The following is a 25,542-nucleotide window of genomic DNA, read 5'->3' as shown; positions in this document are numbered from 1 at the left end:
ATGGATTATTCGCGTACTCATAGCGCTTTTTTAACGCTACAGGAATTAGCCCAAAAATCGGTGGATGATGCCGTCATTAAGTTAAAAAAAGCTGATGATAAATATCACAATGCTCAGCAGCAATTAAATGAGTTAAGAGATTATTATTTAGAATATCAACAACGCTTGCACTATTCATTAACCAAGGGCGTTAAAAGCGGTGATTTAACCAATTTACATGCTTTTATTGGTACATTAGAAAAATCAATATCACTTCAGCAACAGCAATTATTGTCATTAAGTATTAAACAGAAGCAAGCTACCCAGCATTTATTTCAATGCCAAAAAAAATTGAATGGTTATAAAACGTTACTCGAAAAGAAACACCTGATTTTGCTTGAGCAACAAAATCGTTTACAACAAAAATTAACCGATGAATTTGCACAGCAACAATCAGTTAGGAGAACAATGTATGAATCTTAATTCGATGACATCTATTCCGAATATATCAACTAAGCAAACCGATAGTCATGTAAATGTGACGCATTCGAATGACGAAGGGATATTTCAACAATTAATGCAACAAAATGGAGATACGTGGTTAATCTCGCAAAATCAAATCGTTCCAGAGGATGCACATCAGGAACAGGCTCAATGTATAGAGCATGAACAGCAAGCAGCTGAACAGGCTATATTGTGTCAAGTTATCATGATCTTGCCTTCTGTTCAGGATAAGCCAGACTTAGATTCATTGACTGAGATAGGTGGAACAAAAAATAAACATTCCGAATCATTAACCGATGTCATTATTGATAGAGTGAATGATGATAGGAAAGACTCAGATAGGCAACAAAAAAAATTACTCATTAATGAAAAATTATCATCATTAATGGAAACTTTGAGTGTTAAGCCAACACAAACCGATCTTCAACAATATCGGTTAACGGCACAATCTGTATCAGGCAATGAAATTACCAAAACATTTATTTATCATAATCATCAGCAAGTTATCCATCATAGCCCAGTCATTGCAACTTCAGTAACCAATCAGAACATGGCTGATATGCCATCAAATCATTTTTTATTGGATGGGATCATGCCCCATGTTCAAGCGACGGCACAAGCTGTCACTAATAATCCGTTACCGACGGTGAATTTACCGATTAGCATTGAGCATCCTCAATGGCCTACGGCACTTTCACAGCAAATTATCCTGTTCAAACAGCAAAATATTGAACAAGCTGAATTACGCTTGGATCCTGCTGAATTAGGGTCATTAAAGATTAAATTGAGTATGCATAATGGTAAGATGCAATTACAGATGGCTGCCGCCGTGAGCGTCGTAAAAGAAGTATTAGCATCAGCATTACCTTATTTAAGGACGTCTTTAGCAGAGCAAGGTATTGAATTACAGCAAACCGAAGTAACCGACTTTACCGCAACAGCAGATAACGATTCATCATCGCCATTTCAGCAGCATACTCAGTCATCTTTACCACAAAAAATGACTCAATCCATGATAGAAGACCCAATGAATGAGGCGCATCAACGGCAAACTAATTGTCATTCGGGACTCAGTGTGTTTGCGTAAATAGACATTCGTTATGCTGTTAACGACGAACATGCTGGCACCGAAAACGATGAATAGATGATATTTTTATTGTTTATTCTTCGAATTAAATTTTAGCTAATACTTTATTATTCGTTATAAATTGAAATCAGATCATGTGGATATGGTCATTCTGGATTTTTGGTTAGCTGGTTTGTGGTATTTAGTGCAAACGCGTAAAGCTAATTGAAATCAATAATTTAAATCGTATTAAAACCAATTAACCGATCAATACACTATAACAGATTGGGTCTAAATATTTTTTAATCCTTATTGAGACAATAAAAACTATGCCGATTACCCCAAAAAAAGTAAGTATTTTCAACTTAATACTAATTATCATTTCTTTACTGTCGTCAAGCGCTGCCGGTTATTTTTGGTATAAAAATCAGTCATTAATACAATCTCATCAAAAATCGAAAAACAAAACGAAAATTAAAATAGAAGAACCGAGTCCAATACCAATATTTTTAACATTAAAACCTTTTACGATTTCATTACCAACCATGAAAAATGGTTATGAAGTGAATAAAATTATTTATATCGGTATGGTGTTACGGTTAGCCAACGAAGAACAAAAAACGGTATTACTTGAATACCTACCTGAAGTCAGAAGTGACATTTTGTTATTATTATCAAAACAAGACATTAATCAACTTAGAGATGATTCAGGTAAACAGCAACTTAAAGAATTAATCAAGTCAGAATTATCTCGCCGTTATGATAATCATCAGCCGATTGAGATAAATGAAGTATTGTTTACGGATTTTATCATACGGTGATTGTCATGACTGATAAGCAGGAAGTCACTTCAGCAAATAATTTAGAAACAAAGCAATCTGATGAGCATTCGGTATCAATGACTGAGTTGTCCAATAATAATCCACAATTGGGATTGAAAACCAATGCTAAACAAATAGATGTAAAACCATATGATTTGGCGATTAAACATAATGTTATACCAGAACGTTTAATGGCCTTAGAAATTGTTAATGAGCGTTTCGCGCGACAATTTCGGATTGGTTTATTTAATTTATTAAGACGTAATACGGATGTGATAACTGCACCAATTGAATCGCAGACTTTTAATGAATTTTCACAAAACTCTTCGACCACACAGCTAAACCTTGTACATTTGAATCCACTTAGAGGGACTTGTTTATTTGCTTTATCTCCAGAATTAGTCTTCATTGTCGTTGATACGCTATTTGGTGGTGAAGGGCGTTTTAATCGTATTGATGAGCTCGAAGGGCGTGAGTTTACCCATACTGAGCAGCAAATTATTAAGCGAGTACTAGAACTGGCACTTAATATTTATCAAACTGCTTGGGCCGATATCTACCCGATTGAGACCGAATATGTGCGTTCGGAAATGCATAGTAAATTTACCAATATAACCAGTTCGCCAGAAGATATTGTATTAACATCAAGTTTCACTATCGAAGTGGGGCAGTTTAAAGCAAAATTTTGTATCTGTATTCCTTATGCAATGGTTGAACCCATTAAGGAAGTATTAGTTACACCGCCAATTGAACAACAGCCCTATCAAGATGATAAAGCATGGTTAAGTACATTAACATCCGGAATTAAGCGCTCCACTATAGAGCTAGTGGCTAATTTTGCTGAAATTGAAACGACAATCAATAAATTGTTAGCATTAAAAGTTAACGATGTATTGATTATTGATAAACCCACCATGCTTGATGTGACGGTCGGCGGCGTACCCGTATTAAAAGGTTTATATGGTAAGGTTAATAAACAGTATGCAATTCAAGTTGAGCAGGTGATCAATCCTGTTTTAGAACAATTGAATGAGGAAATTCTAAATGACTGAGGTCAAAACCACATCAGATGATATAAATACAGCAGATAAACAGCTTGATGAGTCAACCACAGAAGAGGCGATCTTTGCTACGTTATCGCCACATGCAACGGAAAATCAACCGCAAGACATCAATTTGATTTTGGATATTCCCGTGAATATGAGTGTTGAATTGGGGCGCGCTAAAATGACAATCAAAGAACTGCTAAATTTAACACAAGGCGCCATTATCGGTTTGGAAGGTATTGCGGGAGAACCATTGGATATATTGATTAATGGTTATCTCATCGCACAAGGGGAAATTGTGGTTGTTGGGGATAACTATGGTGTGCGTATTACTGATATTATCACTCCGTCAGAACGGGTACGGAGGTTAAGTCGTTAATGAAGGATAGTGATCAACCGATACCGGATAATTTAGCTAATTCATTAACCAGCACAATTGCAGTTCACCAGCCTACCACAGTGCCAGAATTGAATGTTTACACTAATATGGTTACTTCATTTATTTTAGTGATAGGCCTGATAGTGGCTTTAGGTTGGTTGGTGAAACGTAGTCGATTGCGAAATTTAACTCATCGTTTAATTAATGTCCGTGATAGTTATATGATTAACGCCAAAGATCGGATTATCGTTATTGAGGTTAATCAACAATTATTAATAGTGGGAGTAACAGCACAGCAAATGACGTTACTTCATACAATCAATCAAACGGATAGTCAGGCATTATTAACTGAGCACGGTATAACTAACCCTACAGCTAGTAACTCAACATTCTATCAGTTTTTGCAGTCAGCATTAAAAAGGAATAAGTCGTGCGATTAACCTTCGTCATAATAATGGGGCTATTATTTTATAGCTATGATGGTATGGCTAGTACGCCGTTTGCATCAATGATGGTGCAACCTTTGGAAAGTGGTGGGCAAAGTTGGTCGTTACCAATTGAAACGTTAGTTTTCTTAACGCTATTAACTTTCATTCCAGCTATTTTATTGCTAATGACCAGTTTCACCCGCATTATCATCGTCCTTGGTTTATTACGTAATGCCCTTGGCACACAATCAGCACCACCTAATCAAGTCCTTTTGGGTATTGCATTGTTTATGACTTTATTTATTATGTCGCCAGTGATTGATAACATTTATCAAGATGCTTACCTACCTTATTCACAGCAGCAAATTACTATGCAGGAAGGGCTTAGTAAAGCCTCACAACCGTTGCGTGAATTTATGTTAACTCAAACACGAGAAAACGATTTAGCACTTTTTGCCAATATGTCACACATTGGTGAGTTGCAAACTCGACAAGAGGTACCATTAAGGGTATTGGTTCCTGCTTTTGTTATTAGCGAGTTGAAGACGGCTTTTCAAATTGGCTTTACCATTTTTATTCCGTTTTTGGTGATTGATTTGGTGGTTGCCAGTACGTTAATGGCGTTAGGGATGATGATGGTACCACCTGCGACCATCTCTTTACCATTTAAGCTAATGTTATTTGTGTTAGCGGATGGTTGGCATCTATTACTTGGATCATTAGCACAAAGTTTTTTTAGCTAAGGATAACGATGTCACCAGAATATATTACTACATTGGCGATACAAGCGATCAAAGTTGCGGCCTCTTTGGCCGGACCATTATTATTAGCAGCCTTAATCACTGGTTTGATTATCAGCTTATTACAGGCTGCAACACAGATTAACGAAATGACCTTATCCTTCATTCCTAAAATTATAGCAGTAGTTCTTGTCCTAATTATTGCTGGACCATGGATGTTATCGATTATGGTTGATTACATTCGAATTTTATTAACGGATATTCCTAATTTAACCCATTAAACAGGTGATAATTACGACACAAATATCAATATGGATAACTTGTTTAATTTCGATTTTTCTGTTCTGGTCCAACAATATTTTTTTCCGTTTGTGCGGGTTTTAGCATTAATTATGGTTGCACCTATCACTGGTGAAAAAGAGGTGCCAAATCGAGTTAAAATTGCTTTAGCTGTAATAATAACGTTACTGTTGCCGCCAGCAGATAACTACCGAGCCATTACCGTATTATCGCCACTTGGGATTTGGATCATTATTCAACAAATTATAGTTGGTATTGTAATGGGGTATACCATGCAATTGGCTTTTATGACCTTAAGGATTGCAGGAGAATTGATCGGCATGCAAATGGGGTTAAGTATGGCAACCTTTTATGATCCGATTGGCGGCCCAGCAACATCAGTGTTATCACGTTTATTTAATATTATCGGCTTATTAATCTTCTTAAGTTTAGATGGGCATTTATGGTTACTTTACTGTCTCGGGCAAAGTTTTGACATTATTCCCATCAGTACTACACTACTTAACGGCAATGGCTATTTAACGATGATTGATAGTAGTGCTTTACTTTTTATCAATGGTATTATGCTGGCGTTACCAATAATGACATTATTACTGATTGTTAATGCAGCACTTGGTATCTTAAACCGCATGACGCCTCAACTCTCTATTTTCGTTGTCGGTTATCCGGCAACACTGCTACTTGGTCTGGTTATACTTAGCTACCTCATGCCGACTATCGTCCCATTCAGTCAGTATTTATTCAATCTATTTTTCAACAAATTAGTAGCAATATTGGCGGAATTGGGTCATTAATTTTAAATGAGTAATAACATACAAATTATTAAGTAAATTTCTGATTATATTTTGTTCAATTTTTCATTGTGTTGTTTTTTAGAAAGTTTTATTTTTGCAGATTTTATTATTGCCAATCGTTAACTTTTTTGTGCTATAACCTTTTTTACTTCCCTAATTTGCTTTATGTTTTGATATGTTGATATTCATTTAACATGTTTTTTTGAGTTCATCCATTAAACCAATCGCTTTAAAACTAATGTAAGCTTTAGGTGAAATCATTAAATGGTCGACAAGTTCGATATTTAAAATCTGTCCGATTTGAATAAGACGAGCGGTAATATTTTTGGCAAACTCAGACGGGATAAGTGGTTCCGATAGGGAATTATGTATCGCAATAACATGCTTGGCATTTTTCAATACTGCAACACGGAAAATATTTGTCAGTTCAATTTCGACAGTGTTAAATGCGTCTAAGGCAATTAGTTCGATATAAATAATATAACCGGATTGATTTATGCCGATCATCCAAAAATGTTCTTTTTGCTGTACATTGTTTTTTCCGTGTAATAATAAACGTTGTACTATTGCATATATATCATCCGTACCTTCAATCTGATATTTATCACACTTCGTTAATTTAATATTCATTACTAGTTATCCATTATAAATTCTTGCAATGGTACATAGCATATTACTTTGTGACAAAGCGTAAGCAAATAAAATTGATTTTTGCGATCTGTATTGCAAAAAGATTCATAAAATAATCATTCTAAAAACGCCCGTTATTAAATAACATAAAATAAAAAATATAATATATTGATTTTATTTATTAAATTTAATTATTTATATGTTTCAATAGGTTAGGTTAAATGGATTATTTGGCGGGAGTGGTCATGTATGGATATTATTTGCTTGCCTATTAAAAAAGGTGATGAATGTGAACAACAAATCAAAAAAATCATTGACGATATGATTAAACAACCACATCTCAAATATTGATTACATTATTTTATTAAAATAAAAATCTAACATAGATTTCATTAAAAATGCATTTGTGATCGCAAAATAAATAAAAAAGAGAATTCATCATAGTTTAATTTTTGCGCTAAAATATCAGAAAATTAACCGCCATATTATTCATATTACATTTTGCTAAGCATTGGATTATAGTTAATAAAGTGTATAATGGCTTAATATATTTAATGATTGTTTATTTTGCTGACATCAAAAATAAGAGGCTAACATCATGAAAAGATTTCTTATTGCACCCTCAATTTTATCTGCTGATTTTTCTCGATTAGGGGAAGACACTAAAAAAGTACTTGATGCCGGTGCTGATGTGATCCACTTTGATGTTATGGATAATCATTATGTACCTAATTTAACCATGGGCCCCATGTTTTGCAAAGCATTACGAGATTATGGTATTAAGGCCTCAATTGATGTACATTTAATGGTATCACCAGTTGATGAATTAATCCCAGCGTTTGCTAAAGCTGGAGCTAGTAACATTTCTATTCATCCTGAAGCGACTCAACACTTGGATCGGTCATTACAATTGATTCAAGATCATGGTTGTACAGCTGGCGTTGTTTTGAATCCCGCAACACCGCTTACTTATTTAGATTATGTTCTTGATAAAGTTGATATTATATTGCTAATGGGAGTTAATCCTGGTTTTGGTGGGCAATCTTTTATTCCACACACGCTAACGAAAATCCGACAAGTTCGTGAAAGAATTAATCAAACAGGTCGGGAGATTCGTCTTGAAGTCGATGGCGGTGTAAAAGTGGAGAATATTGCCGAAATAGCGCAGGCTGGAGCTGATATGTTTGTCGCAGGATCAGCCATTTTTGGCGCGTCGGATTATAAAACAGTAATTGATGCAATGAGACAGCAACTTGCAACGGTAAAATAAATATGAAAAAACCTAACGATATTCAGGCGATTGCCTTTGATTTAGACGGTACGCTGGTTGATAGTGTACCAGGACTCGCTTTGGCTGCACAAAGAATGTTAACGGATTTAGCCCTACCTACCGTAACAAATGAACAGGTTAAAAACTGGGTGGGCAATGGTATTGATGTAATGTTACAACGGATTTTAAAAGCTGTTGGTGCCGATGAAGCACACCTAGCAGAAGCAAAGACAGCCTTTAATCACCATTATGATCAAGTTATTGACGAAGGTACCAAACTTTTTCCTAATGTACTTACTACTTTACAAACTCTCAAGAAAAATGGCTATGCAATTGCATTAGTCACCAATAAACCACGCCAATTTTTACCTTCATTGCTTAAATCATTAGGTATCGATAGTTTCTTCGATTTAGTATTGGGTGGGGGGGATGTAATTAAATTAAAACCACATCCAGCGCCACTTTACCAAGTATTGGCAAGTTTTGGGTTATTCAATGATCAACTGCTGTTTGTCGGTGATTCAAAAAATGATATTATGGCAGCCAAAAATGCGCAATGTTTTACGGTTGGTTTAACCTATGGTTATAACTATGGTGAGTCAATTACCACCAGTCACCCAGACTATGTATTTGATCAATTTGCCGATATTTTGACACTTTTACCATGTCCGAAACTTGCGCCGACCAAATAAGTGAAATAATTTAAATAACAGGAATTGATTATGAGTAAACCAATTGTTTTTAGTGGTGCCCAACCTTCAGGCGAGCTTTCTATCGGTAATTATCTTGGTGCACTACGCAATTGGGTCACATTACAAGATGACTACGACTGTATTTATTGTATTGTTAATCAACATGCTATAACAGTTAGGCAAGATCCTGAAAAACTTAAAAAAGCGACGCTTGATACGATGGCGCTTTATTTAGCCTGTGGTATTGATCCGAATAAAAGTACTATTTTTGTGCAATCCCAAGTCCCCACACATGCAGAGTTGGCTTGGGTATTAAACTGTTATACTTATTTTGGCGAATTAAGCCGCATGACACAGTTTAAAGACAAGTCAGCGCGTCATGCTGAAAATATTAATGCTGGTTTATTTGATTACCCAGTTTTGATGGCGGCCGATATTTTGCTCTACCAAGCTAATTTAGTGCCGGTAGGTGATGATCAAAAACAACATCTTGAACTAACGCGTGATATAGCTAGTCGTTTTAATGCACTTTATGGCGACATATTTAAAGTACCAGAACCTTTTATTGCCAAAGCCGGCGCCAGAGTTATGTCATTACAAGATCCAACTAAGAAAATGTCTAAGTCTGATGAAAATCGCAATAATGTGATTGGTTTATTGGAAAACCCAAAAGAGGTAGAGAAGAAAATCAAACGCGCAGTTACGGATTCCGATGAACCTCCTGTTGTGCGATATGATGTACAAAATAAAGCAGGTGTATCAAATTTACTGGATATTTTGACGGGAATTACCGGAATCTCTATTGCTGAATTGGAGCAACAGTTTGCGGGTAAAATGTATGGTCATTTGAAAACCGAAGTGGCTGCTCAAGTGTCAGGTATGTTAGCTCAATTGCAAGAACGTTACTATCATTATCGTAATAATGAAGATCTGCTATTAGATATAATGCATGATGGTGCAAAAAAAGCGACCACAAGAGCGCAAGCAACTTTAGCAAAAGTTTATGATGCTATCGGTTTTATCAGATAATAGGTGACTTAATGTCGCCTTTTCATTTTTATATGCATCACCCATTCCACGGATCAAAACAATATATGATATGATATATATCATGATTACGATATGTAATCGCTAGCCTTATTTTCTATTCTGCATATGACTCAATAAATTTAGGTTTTATTATGAAAATCATTATCCTTGGCGCAGGTCAAACCGGAAGTGCACTAGCTGAATATCTGGTTACTGAACACTCTAATGATGTTACTGTAATCGATGAAGCGGCAGATAAACTGCAATCATTACAAGAACGATTTGATCTGCAAGTGATTCATGGCAAAGTATGTTATCCACAAATATTGCAAAGTGCCGGCGCAGAGGATGCGGATATGTTAGTTGCCGTGACTAATTCTGATGAAGCCAATATGTTAGCTTGCCAAATAGCTCATACTGTATTTAATATTCCGCAAAAAGTTGCGCGTATTCGGGCGGCTGAATATAGTGATGATGATTATCAATTATTTTCGATTGATAATGGTATTCCGATTAATCATATTATTTCACCGGAAAAACTCATTACCCAACATATTAGCCAATTAGTGCAATACCCAGGGGCATTACAAATAGCCTCTTTCTATGATGAACATGTATTCTTAGTCATGGTAGCTGCTTATTATGGTGGTGCACTCGTTGGTAGTGAATTATCCGAATTAAAAGAACATTTACCACATGTTGATGCCAAAGTTGTTGCCATTTATCGCCAACAACGGTTTATTCGACCAATTGACTCTACAATTATTGAAGCCGGTGATTTAGTCTATTTTATTACTACGCCACAAAATATTAAAGCGGTTACTAGCGAATTACAACGTTTAGAAAAACCATTTAAACGGATCATGATCAGCGGTGGGAGTAGTGTGGCAGTTTCGTTAGCAAAACAGTTGGAAAGTGATTATCAAGTAAAATTAATTGAACAAAATATTCAAAATGCGGAACATATTGCTGAACAATTAATCAATACTACTGTGTTGCATGGTGAATCGGCCGATCAGGAATTACTTTCCCAAGAACAAGTGGAATTAACAGATCTATTTATTGCTGTTACAAATGATGATGAATCCAATATTATGTCAGCGATGTTAGCGAAACGAATGGGCGCGAAGAAAGTTATTGTTTTAATTCAACGTCAAGCCTACCTACAGTTAATTAATGAAAGCGTGATCGATATAGCAATTTCACCACAATTAACTACTATTTCGGCACTTTTAAGTCATATTCGTCAATCAGGTGTGGTCAAAGTGGTATCGTTAAGACAAGGTACTTCGGAAGTGATCGAAATTATTGCTCATGGTGATCATGATACCTCTAAATTAGTCGGGCGAACGGTTAATGAAATTCGATTGCCGTCTGGTGCAACAATTGGTGCCATCATCAGAGGTGAAGATGTGTTAATTGGTCAAGATAATACGATTATTGAAGATGCCGATCACTTGATTGTTTTTCTTCCTGATCGTAAAAGCATTAATGATATCGAGAAATTACTATAATAAGGGCGTTTAGCTTGGTCGTTTATTCAACTACCAAGCTAGAAAATAACAAAATACATATCATAATACATGCCAATGATGTGACCTTAACCGTTTAGATAACTAGCCTGATTGTTTATCTCACAAACATATTTAAAAGATTATTTAGTTTAGATTTTAGGCTTTCATATAGTGATTTTCTGGTTCAAGGTTTAATCATTGCTATTGATCATGTGTTTAACTCAACAAAAAGTAATAAGTTTGTTATTATGGGCAACTTATTTTGCGTCAAACCCAATTCAATATTAATGACAGGTGAATTATGATTACTTTTTCTTCCATTCAAATCCGCCGAGGGATTAATCTTTTGCTGGATAATGCATCCGCCAAAATTAATCCGGGACAAAAAATTGGTTTGGTTGGTAAGAATGGTTCAGGTAAATCAACCTTGTTTTCGTTAATTAAAGGCGAAATAAGTACTGATACGGGGGACGTTTCGATTCCTCATCAGTGGCAATTAGCTTGGGTTGAACAAGAAACCCCAGCCCTTGATGTTGCTGCGATTGAGTATGCAATTGATGGGGATCGCGAATATCGTTTGTTAGAACAGCAATTAGCCGATGCTAATAAAAAAAACGATGGTAATGAAATTGCTTTATTACATAGTAAACTAGAATACATTGATGGTTGGAGTATACAGGCACGTGCGGCGACATTATTGGATGGTTTAGGCTTTAGTCAAGAGCAGATGCAATTGCCGGTGCGATCGTTTTCAGGCGGTTGGCGAATGCGGCTTAATCTAGCTCAAGCACTGATGTGCCGTTCTGATCTGCTGTTATTAGATGAACCGACTAACCATTTGGATCTTGATGCGGTAATGTGGCTTGAAAAATGGTTAAAAAGTTATAACGGTACGTTATTATTAATTTCACATGATCGTGATTTTCTTGATCCATTAGTCGATAAAATTATTCATCTTGAACAGCAAAATCTCTTTGAATATACCGGTAACTACTCTTCATTTGAAAACCAGCGGGCAATGAAATTAGCCCAGCAACAATCGCTATATGAACATCAACAACATAAAATCGCACATTTACAAAGTTATATTGATCGTTTTCGAGTCAAAGCAACCAAAGCCAGACAAGCGCAAAGCCGATTAAAAATGTTGGAAAGAATGGAGAAAATTGCCCCGGCACATGTGGATAATCCATTTCATTTTTGTTTTCGCCCTGCTGAAGCATTACCTAGTCCACTTATTACTATGGAAAAAATTGTCGCCGGTTATGATGATAAAATTATTCTGAATAACATTAAATTGAATTTAGTACCGGGTTCACGTATTGGTCTACTTGGGCGCAATGGCGCTGGGAAATCAACATTAATTAAGTTATTGGCTGGAGAGTTACAACCTAAAGCAGGCCATATTCACTTAGCTAAAGATGTTAAATTGGGTTACTTTGCCCAGCATCAATTAGAGTACCTGCGGGCGGATGAATCGGCATTATGGCATTTAAAGCAAATTGCTGATCCTAAAAATACCGAGCAAGAACTGCGTAATTATCTTGGTGGTTTTGATTTTCGTGGTGATAAAGTAAACGAAGTAGTGAAGACCTTTTCTGGAGGTGAAAAGGCACGTTTAGTTTTAGCATTGATTGTTTGGCAACGGCCTAACTTGCTGTTGTTGGATGAACCAACTAACCATTTAGATTTGGATATGCGGCAAGCATTGACCGAAGCGTTGATCGATTTCGAAGGGGCAATCGTTGTGGTATCCCATGATCGCCATTTATTACGTTCGACGACCGACGAATTTTATTTGGTTTATGACCAACAGGTTGAGCCTTTTGATGGTGATTTAGATGATTATCAAAAATGGCTTAATAATGATCAAAAAGCGTTAAAAAAATCCGATCTTGAGTTTATAAACCCTATAGTTGAGAATCTTACTTCTCAAGAGAAAAAAGAGTTAAAACGCAAAGAAGCTGAATTCAGAGCGCAAATGCAACCTTTAAAAAAGGCGCTGCAACAAGCAGAAAAACTGATTGAACAATTTAACTTATCATTAACCATGATTGAACAACAGTTGGTTGATCCGCAAATTTATGAACCACAAAATAAAACAAAATTGACCGATTTACTCAAGCAACAGCATCAAATTAAATCCAATTTAGAAGAGGAAGAACTCAATTGGTTAGATATCCAACAACAATTGGATCACTTTGAAGCGAAACTTTAACTCATGCCTATATTCAGTAAATATATGCCGAAACTCATCGGCTGCTAAATCTAATACTGACGATTATATTTGCAGAAGTTATTTCTAATAACCCCCTTGATGAATAATTTTACAATATATACTGTTTTTTTTAAAAACGACTTGTTGTTGCCTATAGTCAGCGTAAAATGATGATAATTTAATTAAATCAATCTATTATGGGTGTTTAGGAATGAAAAAAATAATCAAAATAGTACCGATGTTAATTGCAGGCATAGGATTTATTACTCCAGCTATTTCTGGCCCTCATTGGGGCTATGAAGGGGATGAAATACCTGAAAATTGGGCTAAATTATCACCTGATTATCAAATGTGTGATATCGGTCGCAATCAATCACCAGTTAATATTGCTGGCACCATCCATGCACAGGCTAATGCTTTAGATATCCATTATGGCTTGGTATCAGGTAATGTTGTGAATAATGGTCATACTGTGCAAATAAATGATAAAAATACCAATGATTATGTTGCTATCGATGGTGAAAAATACAAATTAACACAATTTCATTTTCATGCGCCGAGTGAAAATCAAATAAATGGTCAGTCTTACCCTATGGAAGCCCATTTTGTTCATCAGAATGGTGACGGCGAATTGCTGGTAATGGCTGTTATGTTAGAACAAGGTAATGAAAATCCCACTGCAGAAGAGATATTGCTAGCTCTTAATGAAAAAGAAAATTTGCCAAGCAATATCAATGATCTTGATATTCGTTCCTTTTTACCACCAGTTAATGATTATTATCGTTTCTCGGGTTCATTAACTACACCACCTTGTTCGGAAGGGGTAACTTGGATTGTATTAAAACAGCCGGTTCAATTATCTAAAACTGAAATAGTAAAATTTGAACATGCATTTAAACATCATAATAATCGCCCCATCCAGCCATTACACGGACGTTTGATTATCGCTAATTAACAATTAAGTAGCTTTTTTATTAACAAGGTCTATCAGTTGATAGACCTTTTTTATCGGTATAAGTTATATTTGCTAAACTTTCGTTGACATTTTTTGTATACTGCTTTCTTAAATTAACCTTCAAAGTTTTATTTGGAGAAATACAGTGCAACAAAATCGTATAATTCGACGCGCTTTGCTTAGCGTGTCTGACAAAACAGGCATTGTTGAATTCGCAAAATCTCTTTCACAACGTAATGTCGAAATTCTATCCACCGGTGGGACTGCCAAATTATTATTAGAACATCACATTCCTGTAATTGAAGTGTCCGACTACACAGGTTTTCCAGAAATGATGGATGGGCGGGTTAAAACGTTACATCCCAAAATTCATGGTGGAATATTAGGTCGTCGTGATTTAGATGCCGAGATTATGCAACAGTATAATATTGCTCCCATAGATATGGTAGTGGTTAATTTATATCCGTTTGCTAAAACAGTTGCGAAAGCGAATTGTAGTTTAAACGATGCCATTGAAAATATCGATATTGGCGGTCCGACAATGGTCCGAGCTGCAGCTAAGAATTATAAAGATGTTGCTATTGTGGTCAATAATGATGATTATGATCACATTATCAGTATGATGGATAATAATCAAAATGCGTTAACCTTTGACTATCGCTTCAATTTAGCGATTAAAGCATTTGAACACACTGCTCAATATGATGGTATGATTGCCAATTATTTTGGTCAACTTGTTCCTCCATATTTTGGCGACACAGAAAAATTGTCAGGTCAATTCCCACGCACGCTTAATTTACAATTTATTAAAAAGCAAGATATGCGCTATGGTGAAAATAGTCATCAACACGCAGCATTTTATGTTGAAGAAGATGTGTTAGAAGCCAGTGTTTCAACCGCGACACAATTACAAGGCAAAGCACTGTCCTTCAATAATATCGCTGATACTGATGCAGCACTTGAATGTGTTAAAGAATTCAATCAACCAGCTTGTGTGATTGTAAAACATGCCAATCCATGTGGTGTCGCGGTGGCCGGAACAATTCTTGATGCTTATTTACGTGCTTATCAAACAGATCTAACTTCTGCATTTGGTGGCATTATTGCATTTAATCGTTCTTTAGATTCACAAACGGCTCAAGCTATTATAGATCAACAATTTGTTGAAGTGATTATTGCACCAGCTATTGATGATGATGCGCGACAAATATTGGCCAACAAAAAAAATATTCGCGTTCTAATCAGTGGTTTCTGGCAACAACGGGTGGCCGGTTTAGATTTTAAGCGTGTCAATGGTGGATTATTGGTACAAGATCGTGATTTAGGTATGGTCAACAAAAATGATTTAACTATCGTGACCAAACGCAAGCCGACACCAAGTGAAATAGCAGATGCCCTTTTTTGCTGGAAAGTAGCGAAATTTGTGAAGTCTAATGCCATTGTTTATGCTAAAGATCATGCAACAATCGGTATTGGTGCCGGTCAAATGAGCCGTGTTTATTCGGCAAAAATTGCGGGCATTAAAGCTCAGGATGAAAATTTACCTATTGCAGGTTCCGTTATGGCATCGGATGCGTTTTTCCCATTCCGTGATGGTATTGACGCTGCCGCTAAAGTCGGTGTGACTTGTGTCATTCAGCCTGGTGGCTCAATCCGCGATGATGAAGTAATTCAAGCGGCAGATGAACATAATATGGCGATGATTTTTACTCAAATGCGGCATTTTCGTCATTAATAATGAGATAAATAATAGTATCAGTCAATAAACCTAATTTAAGGAAGAGCAATGAAAATCTTAATTATTGGTAATGGTGGACGTGAACATGCACTAGGTTGGAAAGTGGCGCATTCGCCATTGGTCAGTGATGTATTTATTGCGCCAGGTAATGCTGGGACGGCCTTAGAAAACAAATTACATAATGTTAATATTGCAGTAACCGATATTAATGCATTAGTTGATTTTGCTAAACGTGAAGAAATCGATTTAACCATAGTCGGCCCAGAAGCTCCATTAGTCATTGGCGTAGTTGATGCATTTCGTGCTGCAGGCTTAAAAATATTTGGGCCGACTCAGGCAGCAGCACAGCTGGAAGGTTCTAAAGCATTCACTAAAGATTTTCTATCCCGACATAATATCCCTACGGCTGAATATCAAAACTTCACCGAAGTTGCACCGGCTTTAGCTTATTTAAGGGAAAAGGGGGCACCAATCGTGATCAAAGCCGATGGTTTAGCCGCGGGTAAAGGGGTGATAGTCGCTATGACACTTGAAGAAGCTGAAGATGCGGTACAAGATATGCTTGCCGGTAATGCATTTGGTGAAGCAGGTCATCGTGTAGTGATTGAAGAATTTCTTGACGGTGAAGAAGCCAGCTTTATTGTTATGGTAGATGGTAAACATGTTGAACCCATGGCTACCAGTCAGGATCACAAGCGAGTGGGAGATCATGATACAGGGTTAAATACTGGTGGAATGGGGGCCTATTCTCCTGCACCGGTTGTGACTATCGATGTATTTCAGCGCGTGATGGAAAAAATCATATATCCTACCGTAAATGGTATGGCAGCCGAAGGCAATACGTATACGGGATTTTTATATGCCGGATTAATGATTGACAAACAGGGGCAACCAAAAGTGATTGAATTTAATTGTCGTTTTGGTGATCCGGAAACTCAACCCATTATGATGCGTTTACAATCTGATTTAGTCGAATTATGTTTAGCTGCTGTTGAGGGCAAGTTAGATAAGATTCAATCGCAATGGGATCCAAGACCAGCCTTAGGTGTTGTTATGGCAGCTAAAGGTTATCCAGGTAAATATGCCAAGCATGATGAAATTCATGGGTTACTACTGCAGGCATCAACCAATAGCAAAGTTTTTCATGCTGGAACCGTTTTAGAAAACGGTAAAGTCTATACTAATGGTGGACGAGTACTCTGTGTTACAGCATTAGGTGATACAGTATTTGAGGCACAGCAACAAGCTTATGAACTAGCAAAAAGCATTCATTGGGAAGGATGTTTTTATCGCCATGATATTGGATATCGTGCGATTGAACGGCAACAGCATTAAATTTATATGAGATCCTAGCGACAAGTAAATAAATTCATCAATCTATTTTTATTTAATAATACAATTCAATTAACTTAATATTCAGATAATAAAAAAACCTAACACAGTTTACTGTATTAGGTTTTATGTTTTGGTCGGTTAAAACCGAAAACTTGATATTAACCTATTTACTAGATTAAATTTTGGCAGCGCCTTTTGCAGTTGTTTTAATTGCCACATCTTCACTGATATCACCGTGGTCTTGATAAGCGCGACCATAATAAGTATCGAGCAGAATTTGTTTTAATTCAGCAATTAAAGGATAACGTGGATTGGCACCAGTACACTGGTCATCAAATGCATCAACAGCAAGTTGATCGACTTGAGCTAAGAAAGCTTTTTCATCAACACCAAATTCTTTAATTGAGAATGGAATATCAAGATCTTTTCTAAGTTGATCTAACCAACCAATCAATTTCTCAACTTTCTTGTCATCTTTATCTGATGCTGCGGTTAAACCTAAATGATCGGCAATTTCAGCATAACGGCTAACCGCTTTAGGATAACCATATTGGCTAAATGTACCTTGTTTAGTTGGTTTATCTGTAGCATTAAAGCGAACAACATTACTGATTAACATTGCATTAGCTACGCCATGTGGAATATGGAATGCCGCCCCAATTTTGTGCGCCATTGAGTGACATACCCCTAAGAATGCCTGTGCAAAAGCCACACCAGCTAACGTTGCGGCGCTGTGTACTTTTTCACGTGCAATAGGATTATTGGCACCTTCTTTATAGCTTGCTGGTAAATAGGTTTTTAGCATACTTAAAGCTTGTAATGCTTGGCCGTCAGAAAACTCGCTAGCCATAATCGAAACATAAGCTTCTAAAGCATGAGTCACGGCATCATAACCACCAGCAGCACAGAGAGATTTTGGCATTGTCATGACTAAATTGGCATCAACAATAGCCATATGTGGTGTGATAGCATAGTCAGCCAATGGGTATTTTTGACCCGTTGCATCATCAGTTACTACCGCAAATGGCGTCACTTCAGAACCTGTACCAGAAGTAGTTGTGACGCAAATCAGTTTTGCTTTTTCACCCATATGTGGGAAATGGCAAGTTCGTTTACGAATATCCATAAAACGTAATGCTAATTCATCGAATTTAGTTTCTGGATGTTCATATAGTACCCACATGATTTTGGCTGCATCCATTGGTGAACCACCACCTAATGCAATGATAGTATCCGGTTTGAATGCTTTCATTGATTCAGTACCTTTACGTACAATACTTAATGTTGGATCAGCTTCTACATCAAAGAATGTTTCGCAAATTGCCCCATTTGCTTCTAATTGATCCGTAATTTGTTTTGAGTACCCATTATTGAATAAGAATTTATCGGTTACCACGAAAACACGTTTTGCACCTTGTTCAATAACTTCATTTAAAGCAACAGGGAGGGAACCACGTTTAAAATAGATAGAACTTGGTAACTTATGCCACAACATATTTTCTGCTCTCTTAGCGATAACTTTCTTGTTAATAAGATGTTTCGGGCCGACATTCTCTGATACTGAGTTTCCACCCCATGATCCACAACCAAGCGTTAAAGATGGTGCTAAATCAAAGTTATATAGATCACCGATACCGCCATGAGCTGCTGGTTGGTTGATTAAAATACGGCATGTTTTCATTTTGCTGCCAAAATAGGTAATACGTTCACGATTACTGTCTTGATCAGTATAAAGCACTGATGTATGACCCATACCGCCCATTTCGACTAATTTTTCAGCCTTTTCAACTGCATCATTAAAGTTTTTAGCTTTAAACATGGCTAAAGTTGGAGAGAGTTTTTCATGAGCAAAAGGTTCAGATAAATCAACTTTAGACACTTCACCAACCAGTACTTTAGAACCCGCAGGAACTTTGATGCCAGCCATTTCGGCAATTTTAGTCGCAGGTTGACCAACAATGTTCGCATTCAAAGCACCTTTATCATTTAAGATAATTCCTTGTACGGCTTTTGTTTCTTTAGTATTCAGTACATAAGCACCGTATTGTGTTAGAAGACGACGCACTTCATCATAAACAGATTCTACTACTACGATTGCCTGTTCTGATGCACAAATCATCCCGTTATCAAAGGTTTTAGACATTAAAACAGAAGCAACCGCACGTTTTAGATCGGCAGTTTCATCGATAATCACTGGCGTATTCCCCGCACCGACACCTAAAGCTGGTTTACCAGAACTGTAAGCTGCTTTCACCATGCCAGGACCACCTGTTGCTAAGATTGCTGCAACAGCATCATGATGCATAAGGGCATTTGATAATTCGATTGATGGCTCATCAATCCAACCAATAATGTCTTTTGGAGCACCCGCTTCAATTGCTGCATCTAAGACAATACGTGCCGCTTCTATAGTTGATTTTTTAGCGCGTGGATGTGGTGAAAAAACAATAGCATTACGTGTTTTTAGACTGATTAGCGATTTGAAAATTGCGGTAGATGTTGGGTTAGTGGTTGGAACTATTCCACAAATAATACCAAGTGGCTCCGCAATGGTGATGGTACCAAATGGTTCATTCTCAGCAACAATACCACAGGTTTTATCATTTCGGTATTTGTTAAGGATATACTCAGCGGCAAATAGGTTTTTAATGACCTTGTCTTCAACAATTCCCATTCCTGATTCGGCAACAGCTTGTTGTGCCAATGGAATTCGTGCTGCTGCTGCTGCTGTTGCTGCTGCGACGAAGATTTTATCTACTTGTTCTTGAGTAAATGTTGCATAAACTTGCTGTGCCTTTTTAACGCGCACAAGAAGTTCATCCAACTCTGTTAGGTTAGTTACTGCCATACTACTATCTCCTAATTTTAAATTTAAGTTTAAGTTTAAATCTGGCCGTCTCTAAAGTAGTGGCTTTTAGCCATAATAGTTTTTAATTCTAATTATATCTTTTAGACGAATGCCGCTATCGTAAATCAGTTTCTATATCTATTCAATACTAAAATGATATGATCGGCACAATTTGTCGTTAATTAGAAAGTCACGCGAATATGATTTGAATAATCTAAAAGGATAACCTTTTTCAAATAAGACGAGTTAGTGAATTTGGATGATATTTTTATGCGATAAAAATAGCTATCAGCACCATTAACGTTATTTGCGAAAAATGAAACGTAACAATTGATTACGTTTCATTTGAATAATTATATTAAAAATAAAAAGTTGTAATATTGAGTTAAACTTAAACGTTAGTGCAATAATTTTTCCAATACATAACTAACAGCGACAAAACCAAATGTTGCTGTTACATTAGTAATTGCACCGAATCCAGAGGCACAGTCCATTTTTTTGATACCTTGTGCTTGATTTTTGGTCAAACACGTTTGACCATTAGCCGCAGGATAAGTCAATTGTTCAACAGAAAAAACGCAAGGAATACCATATTTACCCTTGCTGTCTTTGGTTAATTTATATCGGTTTTTTAATTGTTCGCGTAATTTAGCCGCCAGAGGGTCTTGTATTGTTTTAGCTAAATCACTTATTTGAATTTTAGTTGGGTCTTTTTGACCACCAGCTCCGCCGATAGTAATAACTTTTAATTTGTTACGGCGACAATAGGCTAAAACGGCAGCTTTGTCACGCACTGAATCAATCGCATCAATAATATATTGAAATTTGGGAGCTTGTTGTGAACCTAAGTACTCTGTTACATTTTCTTGAGTAATAAAATCATCAATACAGTGGACTCGACATTCTGGGTTGATCTGCTGTATGCGTTGTGCCATCACTTCAGTTTTGGCCTGGCCGATATTATTTCTTAAGGCATGAATTTGCCGATTGGTATTGGTAATACAAACATCATCCATATCAATTAAGGTTATTTCACCGATCCCACTTCGCGCTAATGATTCAGCTACCCATGAACCAACGCCGCCAATACCAATAACACCGATATGTGCGTTTGCAAATGCCGTGAGTGCCGCTTCGCCATATAAACGTGCAATTCCACCAAAACGTTGATAATAAGTTTGAGATAATGTATTTTGCATAAGTACTATTTCTATATTTTTAATGCCGGCATACTAACAGTACACCGATGTTAGTGCAACACGTTAAGCACAATCATTGGGGGTAATTTTACGAATAATTTTAACTTACTCGCCTGTATGTATGGCGTTAAATCAACAACTTATTAGTCGTGAGCAAATTAACATAATTTATTACTTGCATAAGTAATGCTAATTAGTTTATTGCCAATTGTTTATTTAATTATGCTTTAGTTATCAAATAAAAAATGGCTTTTTAACACACTTAATCAATTATTTTTTACCAAAGTTGATTAATTGATTCACCAATTGTTCTTCTTTTAAGCTATTAGCCAAAAGATAAAAATCGCGATTTTGGGCATTTTTTTGATACATTAATGAACGTAAAATAACATGTTTGTTAGCTTTATTATATTCTTTAGTGATAATATAACGACCATTTATTTTAGAATCTGTACCTTCAATGTATTCTACATTATGAAAATGTTTGATTTGCGGATTTTTATTAGCTCGAGCTTTGGCTTGCTGTAAAAAAAGTTTCATTGCTTCTTTATCGTTAGCGACTATTTCATTGACAATTAAAATGCGTGCATTATCAAAATGATTGGTATATAGAAAAAGACGCTTGTCATTATTTTGATGTTTCGGGTTTGGTGATTTAAACATTTCTATTCGTCGGAACGGCATATTAAGAAAATCAACTTGATCGGGAAAATTGAGCACAGGTATTTTTTTTGCTGATGATTTCGTTGATATTTTATTTTCAGTTGCATGAGAGAGAGCTTGATTGATTTGAAAAGTTGATAAAATAAATACTATAAAAGCAAACATCAATTTTTTCATTATTTTCCACCCAAAAAGCTAGTTTAATAAAATATTTTAACCAATTGAATTATAAGCAGATTTATGAAATATGATCAAACTATCATTGTAATTAAGTTATTGATAATTTTATTTATATTTCATTTTTTGCGAGAATATTTGGTAAGTTAATTTAAAAAATGTAGCTAAACATTGTCAGTAGGTGTTTATTAATAATGTCGCTATTATCGCTAAGGTTGACTATGCTGCTAATGGTCAAGGTGGTTCAGGATAGGTTATTGTTTAAGCAGAAATAAATTTTGCTATCTAATATAATAAGTTGCTTAATGGTATCGTATTACTCTATTTTACGAAACTATTTATTATTAAAACTAGCATGATATTGATTTTTTTATTTAAATTTAATTTTGCATGAAAACGAAGTAAATTTATTTTGAGTATCCAAAATAAAAAACCACCTGGCTGGCGGTTTTTTATAATGAATAAAGTTATTTATTCAGCATAACTATCACGCAGACCGACAGTGCGATTAAAAACCAATTTGTCTTCTGTGGCATATTTACTATCTAAACAGAAATAACCCTCACGTTCAAATTGATAGGCTGATTCAGGCTTACTTTCACGTAAGCTAGGTTCAACAAAACCCTGTTTAATCACCAATGATTGCGGATTAATTGTTGCTAAAAAATCATCGGCTGAACCAGGATTCGGTGTATTAAATAAACGATCATAAAGTCGAATTTCAGCCGGTAACGCGAATTTAGCTGATACCCAGTGAATAACGCCTTTAACCTTACGACCATCTTCGGGATTTTTATTTAATGTGGCAGGATCATAACTGCAATAAATAGTGGTAATTTCACCTTTTTCATCTTTTTCCACACGATCCGCTCTAATCACATACGCATTACGTAACCGAACCTCTTTACCAAGTACTAAACGTTTATAATTTTTATTAGCTTCTTCACGAAAATCAGCGCGATCAATAAATAGCTCACGGGTGAATGCAACCTGACGTTGACCTAGCTCTGGACGATTAGGATGATTTGGCATAGTTAGCACTTCATCCAAATTAGCGGAAAAGTTCTCAATAATGACTCTAACTGGATCGATTACGACCATTGCTCGTGGGGCATTTTGGTTTAGATCTTCTCGGACACAATACTCTAACGTGCTCATTTCTACGGTATTTTCTTGTTTGGTTACGCCAATTCGTTGACAAAAATCACGAATGGCAGCTGGTGTATAACCACGACGACGCATACCGGAAACGGTTGGCATGCGAGGATCATCCCATCCATCGACAATTTTTTCCGTAACCAATAAATTCAGTTTCCGTTTTGAGGTAATGGCATATTCTAAATTCAAACGTGAAAATTCATACTGATGAGGACGGCAAGAAATGGTGATATTATCCAAGACCCAATCGTATAAACGACGATTATCTTGAAACTCTAACGTACATAAAGAGTGAGTAATATTTTCAATTGCATCGGAAATACAATGCGTAAAATCATACATAGGATAGATGCACCATTTATCCCCAGTTTGGTGGTGGCTTGCATATTTGATACGATATAGCACAGGATCTCGCATCACAATAAAAGGTGATGCCATATCGATTTTGGCACGTAAACAAGCTTTGCCTTCTTCAAATTCACCATTTTTCATTTTATTAAATAGTGATAAGTTTTCATCCACACTGCGATCACGATACGGGCTATTTTTACCGGCTTGGGTTAATGTACCGCGATATTCACGGATCTCCTCAACTGATAGTTCATCAACATAAGCTAATCCTTTTTCAATAAGTTCAATTGCATAATGATAAAGTTGATCGAAATAATCAGAAGAATAACGCACATTACCGTCCCAATGGAACCCTAACCATTGAACATCATACTTAATAGATTCCACATATTCGACATCTTCTTTTACAGGATTGGTGTCATCAAAACGTAAGTTACATTTGCCACGATAATCTTGGGCAATGCCAAAATTTAAACAAATTGATTTAGCATGACCAATGTGTAAATAGCCATTTGGTTCAGGTGGAAAACGTGTTTGAATGGTTTTATATTTACCTTCTGCTAAATCACTTTCAATGATTTGGCGAATAAAATTTGTTGGACGAGCTTCAACTTCGCTCATAAAAATCCCCTAATTTAAAATGTATAGTATGAATGAATAGTGAATATAGCAAATTTTTTACGCTTCGGGAATGTTATTAAATTCGAATTATCATTTACATAATATCGATAGATGCTTTCGTTACCTCGCTAATGATAACAGATTTCAATATATTAAACTTTATCTTGGCAAAACTTCTAGGAAATAAAAAATTATCAATACGTTAATGTTTATTTTTAGATAATTTTAAATGCAAAGAAATTTTTTCATAACTGGTTTATAATGGAAAAATTCGATATACATATATTGTTGAGTATTTTTGTGAATAAATATTATATTGTTTCTATAACGTTGATGACGTCATCACTATTTTGTGTTTCTCATTCGGTACAGGCTGATCCATCGTCATTAGGATTAGGTATTAATGTCAGTGATTCTCCGTATAAAGGTTATGGTACAACCTATGATCCTTTACCACATATTGATTATGATAATGGGAACTTTTTTATCGATGATACCAGTTTGGGTGCTTATGTATATAATAGCCATAATCAAGAACTTTCGATTGGATTAAGTTATCTGGCAGATGAGTTTAACCCGAAAGATAGTGATAATAGGCAGCTAAAACAGTTAAATAAACGTCATTCAACATTAGTTGCACAATTGTTATATTCATTGACCACACCAATAGGTGTTTGGTCGGCTAGTCTATCAGGGGATGTTCTAAATGAGAGTAACAGTATACTAGTAGATACCAATTATATGTTTCCAATTTTTTATAACAAATTTACTTTTGTGCAAACTATTGGTATAAATTGGGCTGATGGTAACCATAATAATTACTATTTTGGTGTATCTCATCGTGAATCAGCTCGTTCTGGCCTTCGGTACCATCATGCTAAAAGTTCATTTACACCTTATATTTCTATGACGGCTAGTTATGCTATAACTTCACATGCTAATAGTTTTATAGGATTTCGAATCGATCAACTAACTGGTGATGTGAAAAAGAGTCCCATGGTTGCTAATAGTACGGTTCCTAATGTCTATGCTGGTATTAATTATCAATTTTAAACAGAAATATTATTCCTTATTTACCCAGATATTA

23 protein-coding genes are annotated in these 25,542 nt (G+C 36.0%); 18 read left to right on the top strand and 5 right to left on the bottom strand.

The features are described from left to right. The 9 genes from fliJ to fliR all read left to right on the top strand — a co-directional run bounded on the left by fliJ (window position 1) and on the right by fliR (window position 6,057). Window positions 1-462, top strand: coding sequence for a flagellar export protein FliJ (fliJ, locus tag FcAc13_RS10195; protein WP_187756114.1), 462 nt, complete (start codon window positions 1-3; stop codon window positions 460-462). After that, the gene (locus tag FcAc13_RS10190; RefSeq protein ID WP_187756113.1) at window positions 452-1,570 is read left to right on the top strand and encodes a flagellar hook-length control protein FliK; all 1,119 of its coding nucleotides are present in this window, start codon (window positions 452-454) and stop codon (window positions 1,568-1,570) included. Before fliJ ends, FcAc13_RS10190 begins: the two co-directional genes overlap by 11 nt. Window positions 1,571-1,878: 308 nt before the next feature. Beyond that, on the top strand, window positions 1,879-2,370 hold the full coding sequence (locus FcAc13_RS10185; RefSeq protein WP_187756112.1) for a flagellar basal body-associated FliL family protein: 492 nt from the start codon (window positions 1,879-1,881) through the stop codon (window positions 2,368-2,370). 5 nt (window positions 2,371-2,375) lie between these two features. Further along, complete coding sequence (gene fliM / locus FcAc13_RS10180) at window positions 2,376-3,422, top strand: flagellar motor switch protein FliM (RefSeq protein ID WP_187756111.1); 1,047 nt, start codon at window positions 2,376-2,378, stop codon at window positions 3,420-3,422. Further along, entirely contained in the window at window positions 3,415-3,795 is a 381-nt protein-coding gene (gene fliN, locus FcAc13_RS10175) for a flagellar motor switch protein FliN (RefSeq protein ID WP_187756110.1), read from the top strand. The genes fliM and fliN overlap by 8 nt, the downstream gene beginning before the upstream one ends. After that, entirely contained in the window at window positions 3,795-4,235 is a 441-nt protein-coding gene (fliO, locus tag FcAc13_RS10170) for a flagellar biosynthetic protein FliO (RefSeq protein ID WP_187756109.1), read from the top strand. Before fliN ends, fliO begins: the two co-directional genes overlap by 1 nt. Window positions 4,236-4,249: 14 nt before the next feature. Then, a complete protein-coding gene (gene fliP / locus FcAc13_RS10165) occupies window positions 4,250-4,966 on the top strand; it encodes a flagellar type III secretion system pore protein FliP (protein ID WP_187756164.1) in 717 nt (238 codons plus the stop codon). A gap of 8 nt (window positions 4,967-4,974) precedes the next feature. Beyond that, window positions 4,975-5,244: a flagellar biosynthesis protein FliQ gene (gene fliQ, locus FcAc13_RS10160; protein WP_187756108.1), complete on the top strand. Its 270-nt coding sequence runs from the start codon at window positions 4,975-4,977 to the stop codon at window positions 5,242-5,244. Window positions 5,245-5,283: 39 nt separating this feature from the next. Then, a complete protein-coding gene (gene fliR / locus FcAc13_RS10155) occupies window positions 5,284-6,057 on the top strand; it encodes a flagellar biosynthetic protein FliR (protein ID WP_223064586.1) in 774 nt (257 codons plus the stop codon). Between the two features lie 189 nt (window positions 6,058-6,246). On the opposite strand, the gene FcAc13_RS10150 is transcribed toward fliR, so the two are convergent. Further along, complete coding sequence (locus FcAc13_RS10150; RefSeq protein WP_187756106.1) at window positions 6,247-6,687, bottom strand: JAB domain-containing protein; 441 nt, start codon at window positions 6,685-6,687, stop codon at window positions 6,247-6,249. Between the two features lie 598 nt (window positions 6,688-7,285). Here FcAc13_RS10150 and rpe point away from each other — a divergent pair. From rpe to purD, 8 genes are all read left to right on the top strand, one after another. Continuing rightward, complete coding sequence (gene rpe, locus FcAc13_RS10145) at window positions 7,286-7,957, top strand: ribulose-phosphate 3-epimerase (RefSeq protein ID WP_187756105.1); 672 nt, start codon at window positions 7,286-7,288, stop codon at window positions 7,955-7,957. A gap of 2 nt (window positions 7,958-7,959) precedes the next feature. Beyond that, the gene (locus FcAc13_RS10140) at window positions 7,960-8,649 is read left to right on the top strand and encodes a phosphoglycolate phosphatase (RefSeq protein ID WP_187756104.1); all 690 of its coding nucleotides are present in this window, start codon (window positions 7,960-7,962) and stop codon (window positions 8,647-8,649) included. A gap of 30 nt (window positions 8,650-8,679) precedes the next feature. Next, window positions 8,680-9,678 (top strand): tryptophan--tRNA ligase, encoded by a 999-nt coding sequence (gene trpS / locus FcAc13_RS10135; protein ID WP_187756103.1) that lies wholly within the window; start codon window positions 8,680-8,682, stop codon window positions 9,676-9,678. 152 nt (window positions 9,679-9,830) lie between these two features. After that, on the top strand, window positions 9,831-11,192 hold the full coding sequence (gene trkA / locus FcAc13_RS10130) for a Trk system potassium transporter TrkA (protein WP_187756102.1): 1,362 nt from the start codon (window positions 9,831-9,833) through the stop codon (window positions 11,190-11,192). Between the two features lie 301 nt (window positions 11,193-11,493). Beyond that, window positions 11,494-13,410, top strand: a complete 1,917-nt coding sequence (locus FcAc13_RS10125; protein WP_187756101.1) for an ABC transporter ATP-binding protein — start codon at window positions 11,494-11,496, stop codon at window positions 13,408-13,410. Window positions 13,411-13,621: 211 nt separating this feature from the next. Continuing rightward, window positions 13,622-14,365, top strand: a complete 744-nt coding sequence (locus tag FcAc13_RS10120) for a carbonic anhydrase (RefSeq protein WP_187756100.1) — start codon at window positions 13,622-13,624, stop codon at window positions 14,363-14,365. Between the two features lie 145 nt (window positions 14,366-14,510). Then, window positions 14,511-16,100 (top strand): bifunctional phosphoribosylaminoimidazolecarboxamide formyltransferase/IMP cyclohydrolase, encoded by a 1,590-nt coding sequence (gene purH / locus FcAc13_RS10115; protein ID WP_187756099.1) that lies wholly within the window; start codon window positions 14,511-14,513, stop codon window positions 16,098-16,100. Between the two features lie 51 nt (window positions 16,101-16,151). Next, window positions 16,152-17,438 carry a phosphoribosylamine--glycine ligase gene (purD, locus tag FcAc13_RS10110; protein WP_187756098.1) on the top strand — a complete coding sequence of 429 codons (1,287 nt, stop codon included), beginning with the start codon at window positions 16,152-16,154 and terminating at the stop codon, window positions 17,436-17,438. 175 nt (window positions 17,439-17,613) lie between these two features. Here purD and adhE read toward each other — a convergent pair whose 3' ends face one another. From adhE to glnS, 4 genes are all read right to left on the bottom strand, one after another. Further along, entirely contained in the window at window positions 17,614-20,286 is a 2,673-nt protein-coding gene (adhE, locus tag FcAc13_RS10105; protein WP_187756097.1) for a bifunctional acetaldehyde-CoA/alcohol dehydrogenase, read from the bottom strand. A 398-nt stretch (window positions 20,287-20,684) separates the two neighbouring features. Further along, window positions 20,685-21,485 (bottom strand): tRNA cyclic N6-threonylcarbamoyladenosine(37) synthase TcdA, encoded by an 801-nt coding sequence (gene tcdA / locus FcAc13_RS10100; protein WP_187756096.1) that lies wholly within the window; start codon window positions 21,483-21,485, stop codon window positions 20,685-20,687. Between the two features lie 270 nt (window positions 21,486-21,755). Continuing rightward, window positions 21,756-22,325 (bottom strand): hypothetical protein, encoded by a 570-nt coding sequence (locus FcAc13_RS10095; RefSeq protein WP_187756095.1) that lies wholly within the window; start codon window positions 22,323-22,325, stop codon window positions 21,756-21,758. A gap of 471 nt (window positions 22,326-22,796) precedes the next feature. Beyond that, complete coding sequence (gene glnS, locus FcAc13_RS10090; RefSeq protein WP_187756094.1) at window positions 22,797-24,455, bottom strand: glutamine--tRNA ligase; 1,659 nt, start codon at window positions 24,453-24,455, stop codon at window positions 22,797-22,799. Window positions 24,456-24,755: 300 nt separating this feature from the next. Between glnS and FcAc13_RS10085 the strand changes: the two genes are divergently transcribed. Continuing rightward, a complete protein-coding gene (locus tag FcAc13_RS10085; protein WP_187756093.1) occupies window positions 24,756-25,508 on the top strand; it encodes a MipA/OmpV family protein in 753 nt (250 codons plus the stop codon). The last annotated feature ends 34 nt before the right edge of the window (window positions 25,509-25,542 follow it).

The organism is Frischella japonica (assembly GCF_014489845.1).
GTDB lineage: Bacteria > Pseudomonadota > Gammaproteobacteria > Enterobacterales > Orbaceae > Frischella > Frischella japonica.
This window is presented reverse-complemented; position numbering and strand designations above follow the sequence as displayed.

Excerpts from the sequence above, each read along its gene's own strand:
- FcAc13_RS10190 (WP_187756113.1), top strand. The coding sequence starts at position 452 with ATGAATCTTAATTCGATGACATCTATTCCGAATATATCAACTAAGCAA.
- fliN (WP_187756110.1), top strand. The coding sequence starts at position 3,415 with ATGACTGAGGTCAAAACCACATCAGATGATATAAATACAGCAGATAAA.
- purD (WP_187756098.1), top strand. The coding sequence starts at position 16,152 with ATGAAAATCTTAATTATTGGTAATGGTGGACGTGAACATGCACTAGGT.
- rpe (WP_187756105.1), top strand. The coding sequence starts at position 7,286 with ATGAAAAGATTTCTTATTGCACCCTCAATTTTATCTGCTGATTTTTCT.
- FcAc13_RS10140 (WP_187756104.1), top strand. The coding sequence starts at position 7,960 with ATGAAAAAACCTAACGATATTCAGGCGATTGCCTTTGATTTAGACGGT.
- glnS (WP_187756094.1), bottom strand. The coding sequence starts at position 24,455 with ATGAGCGAAGTTGAAGCTCGTCCAACAAATTTTATTCGCCAAATCATT.
- trkA (WP_187756102.1), top strand. The coding sequence starts at position 9,831 with ATGAAAATCATTATCCTTGGCGCAGGTCAAACCGGAAGTGCACTAGCT.
- fliQ (WP_187756108.1), top strand. The coding sequence starts at position 4,975 with ATGTCACCAGAATATATTACTACATTGGCGATACAAGCGATCAAAGTT.
- FcAc13_RS10185 (WP_187756112.1), top strand. The coding sequence starts at position 1,879 with ATGCCGATTACCCCAAAAAAAGTAAGTATTTTCAACTTAATACTAATT.
- adhE (WP_187756097.1), bottom strand. The coding sequence starts at position 20,286 with ATGGCAGTAACTAACCTAACAGAGTTGGATGAACTTCTTGTGCGCGTT.
- trpS (WP_187756103.1), top strand. The coding sequence starts at position 8,680 with ATGAGTAAACCAATTGTTTTTAGTGGTGCCCAACCTTCAGGCGAGCTT.
- fliJ (WP_187756114.1), top strand. The coding sequence starts at position 1 with ATGGATTATTCGCGTACTCATAGCGCTTTTTTAACGCTACAGGAATTA.
- fliM (WP_187756111.1), top strand. The coding sequence starts at position 2,376 with ATGACTGATAAGCAGGAAGTCACTTCAGCAAATAATTTAGAAACAAAG.
- FcAc13_RS10150 (WP_187756106.1), bottom strand. The coding sequence starts at position 6,687 with ATGAATATTAAATTAACGAAGTGTGATAAATATCAGATTGAAGGTACG.
- fliP (WP_187756164.1), top strand. The coding sequence starts at position 4,250 with ATGGGGCTATTATTTTATAGCTATGATGGTATGGCTAGTACGCCGTTT.
- tcdA (WP_187756096.1), bottom strand. The coding sequence starts at position 21,485 with ATGCAAAATACATTATCTCAAACTTATTATCAACGTTTTGGTGGAATT.
- fliO (WP_187756109.1), top strand. The coding sequence starts at position 3,795 with ATGAAGGATAGTGATCAACCGATACCGGATAATTTAGCTAATTCATTA.
- FcAc13_RS10125 (WP_187756101.1), top strand. The coding sequence starts at position 11,494 with ATGATTACTTTTTCTTCCATTCAAATCCGCCGAGGGATTAATCTTTTG.
- FcAc13_RS10120 (WP_187756100.1), top strand. The coding sequence starts at position 13,622 with ATGAAAAAAATAATCAAAATAGTACCGATGTTAATTGCAGGCATAGGA.
- FcAc13_RS10095 (WP_187756095.1), bottom strand. The coding sequence starts at position 22,325 with ATGAAAAAATTGATGTTTGCTTTTATAGTATTTATTTTATCAACTTTT.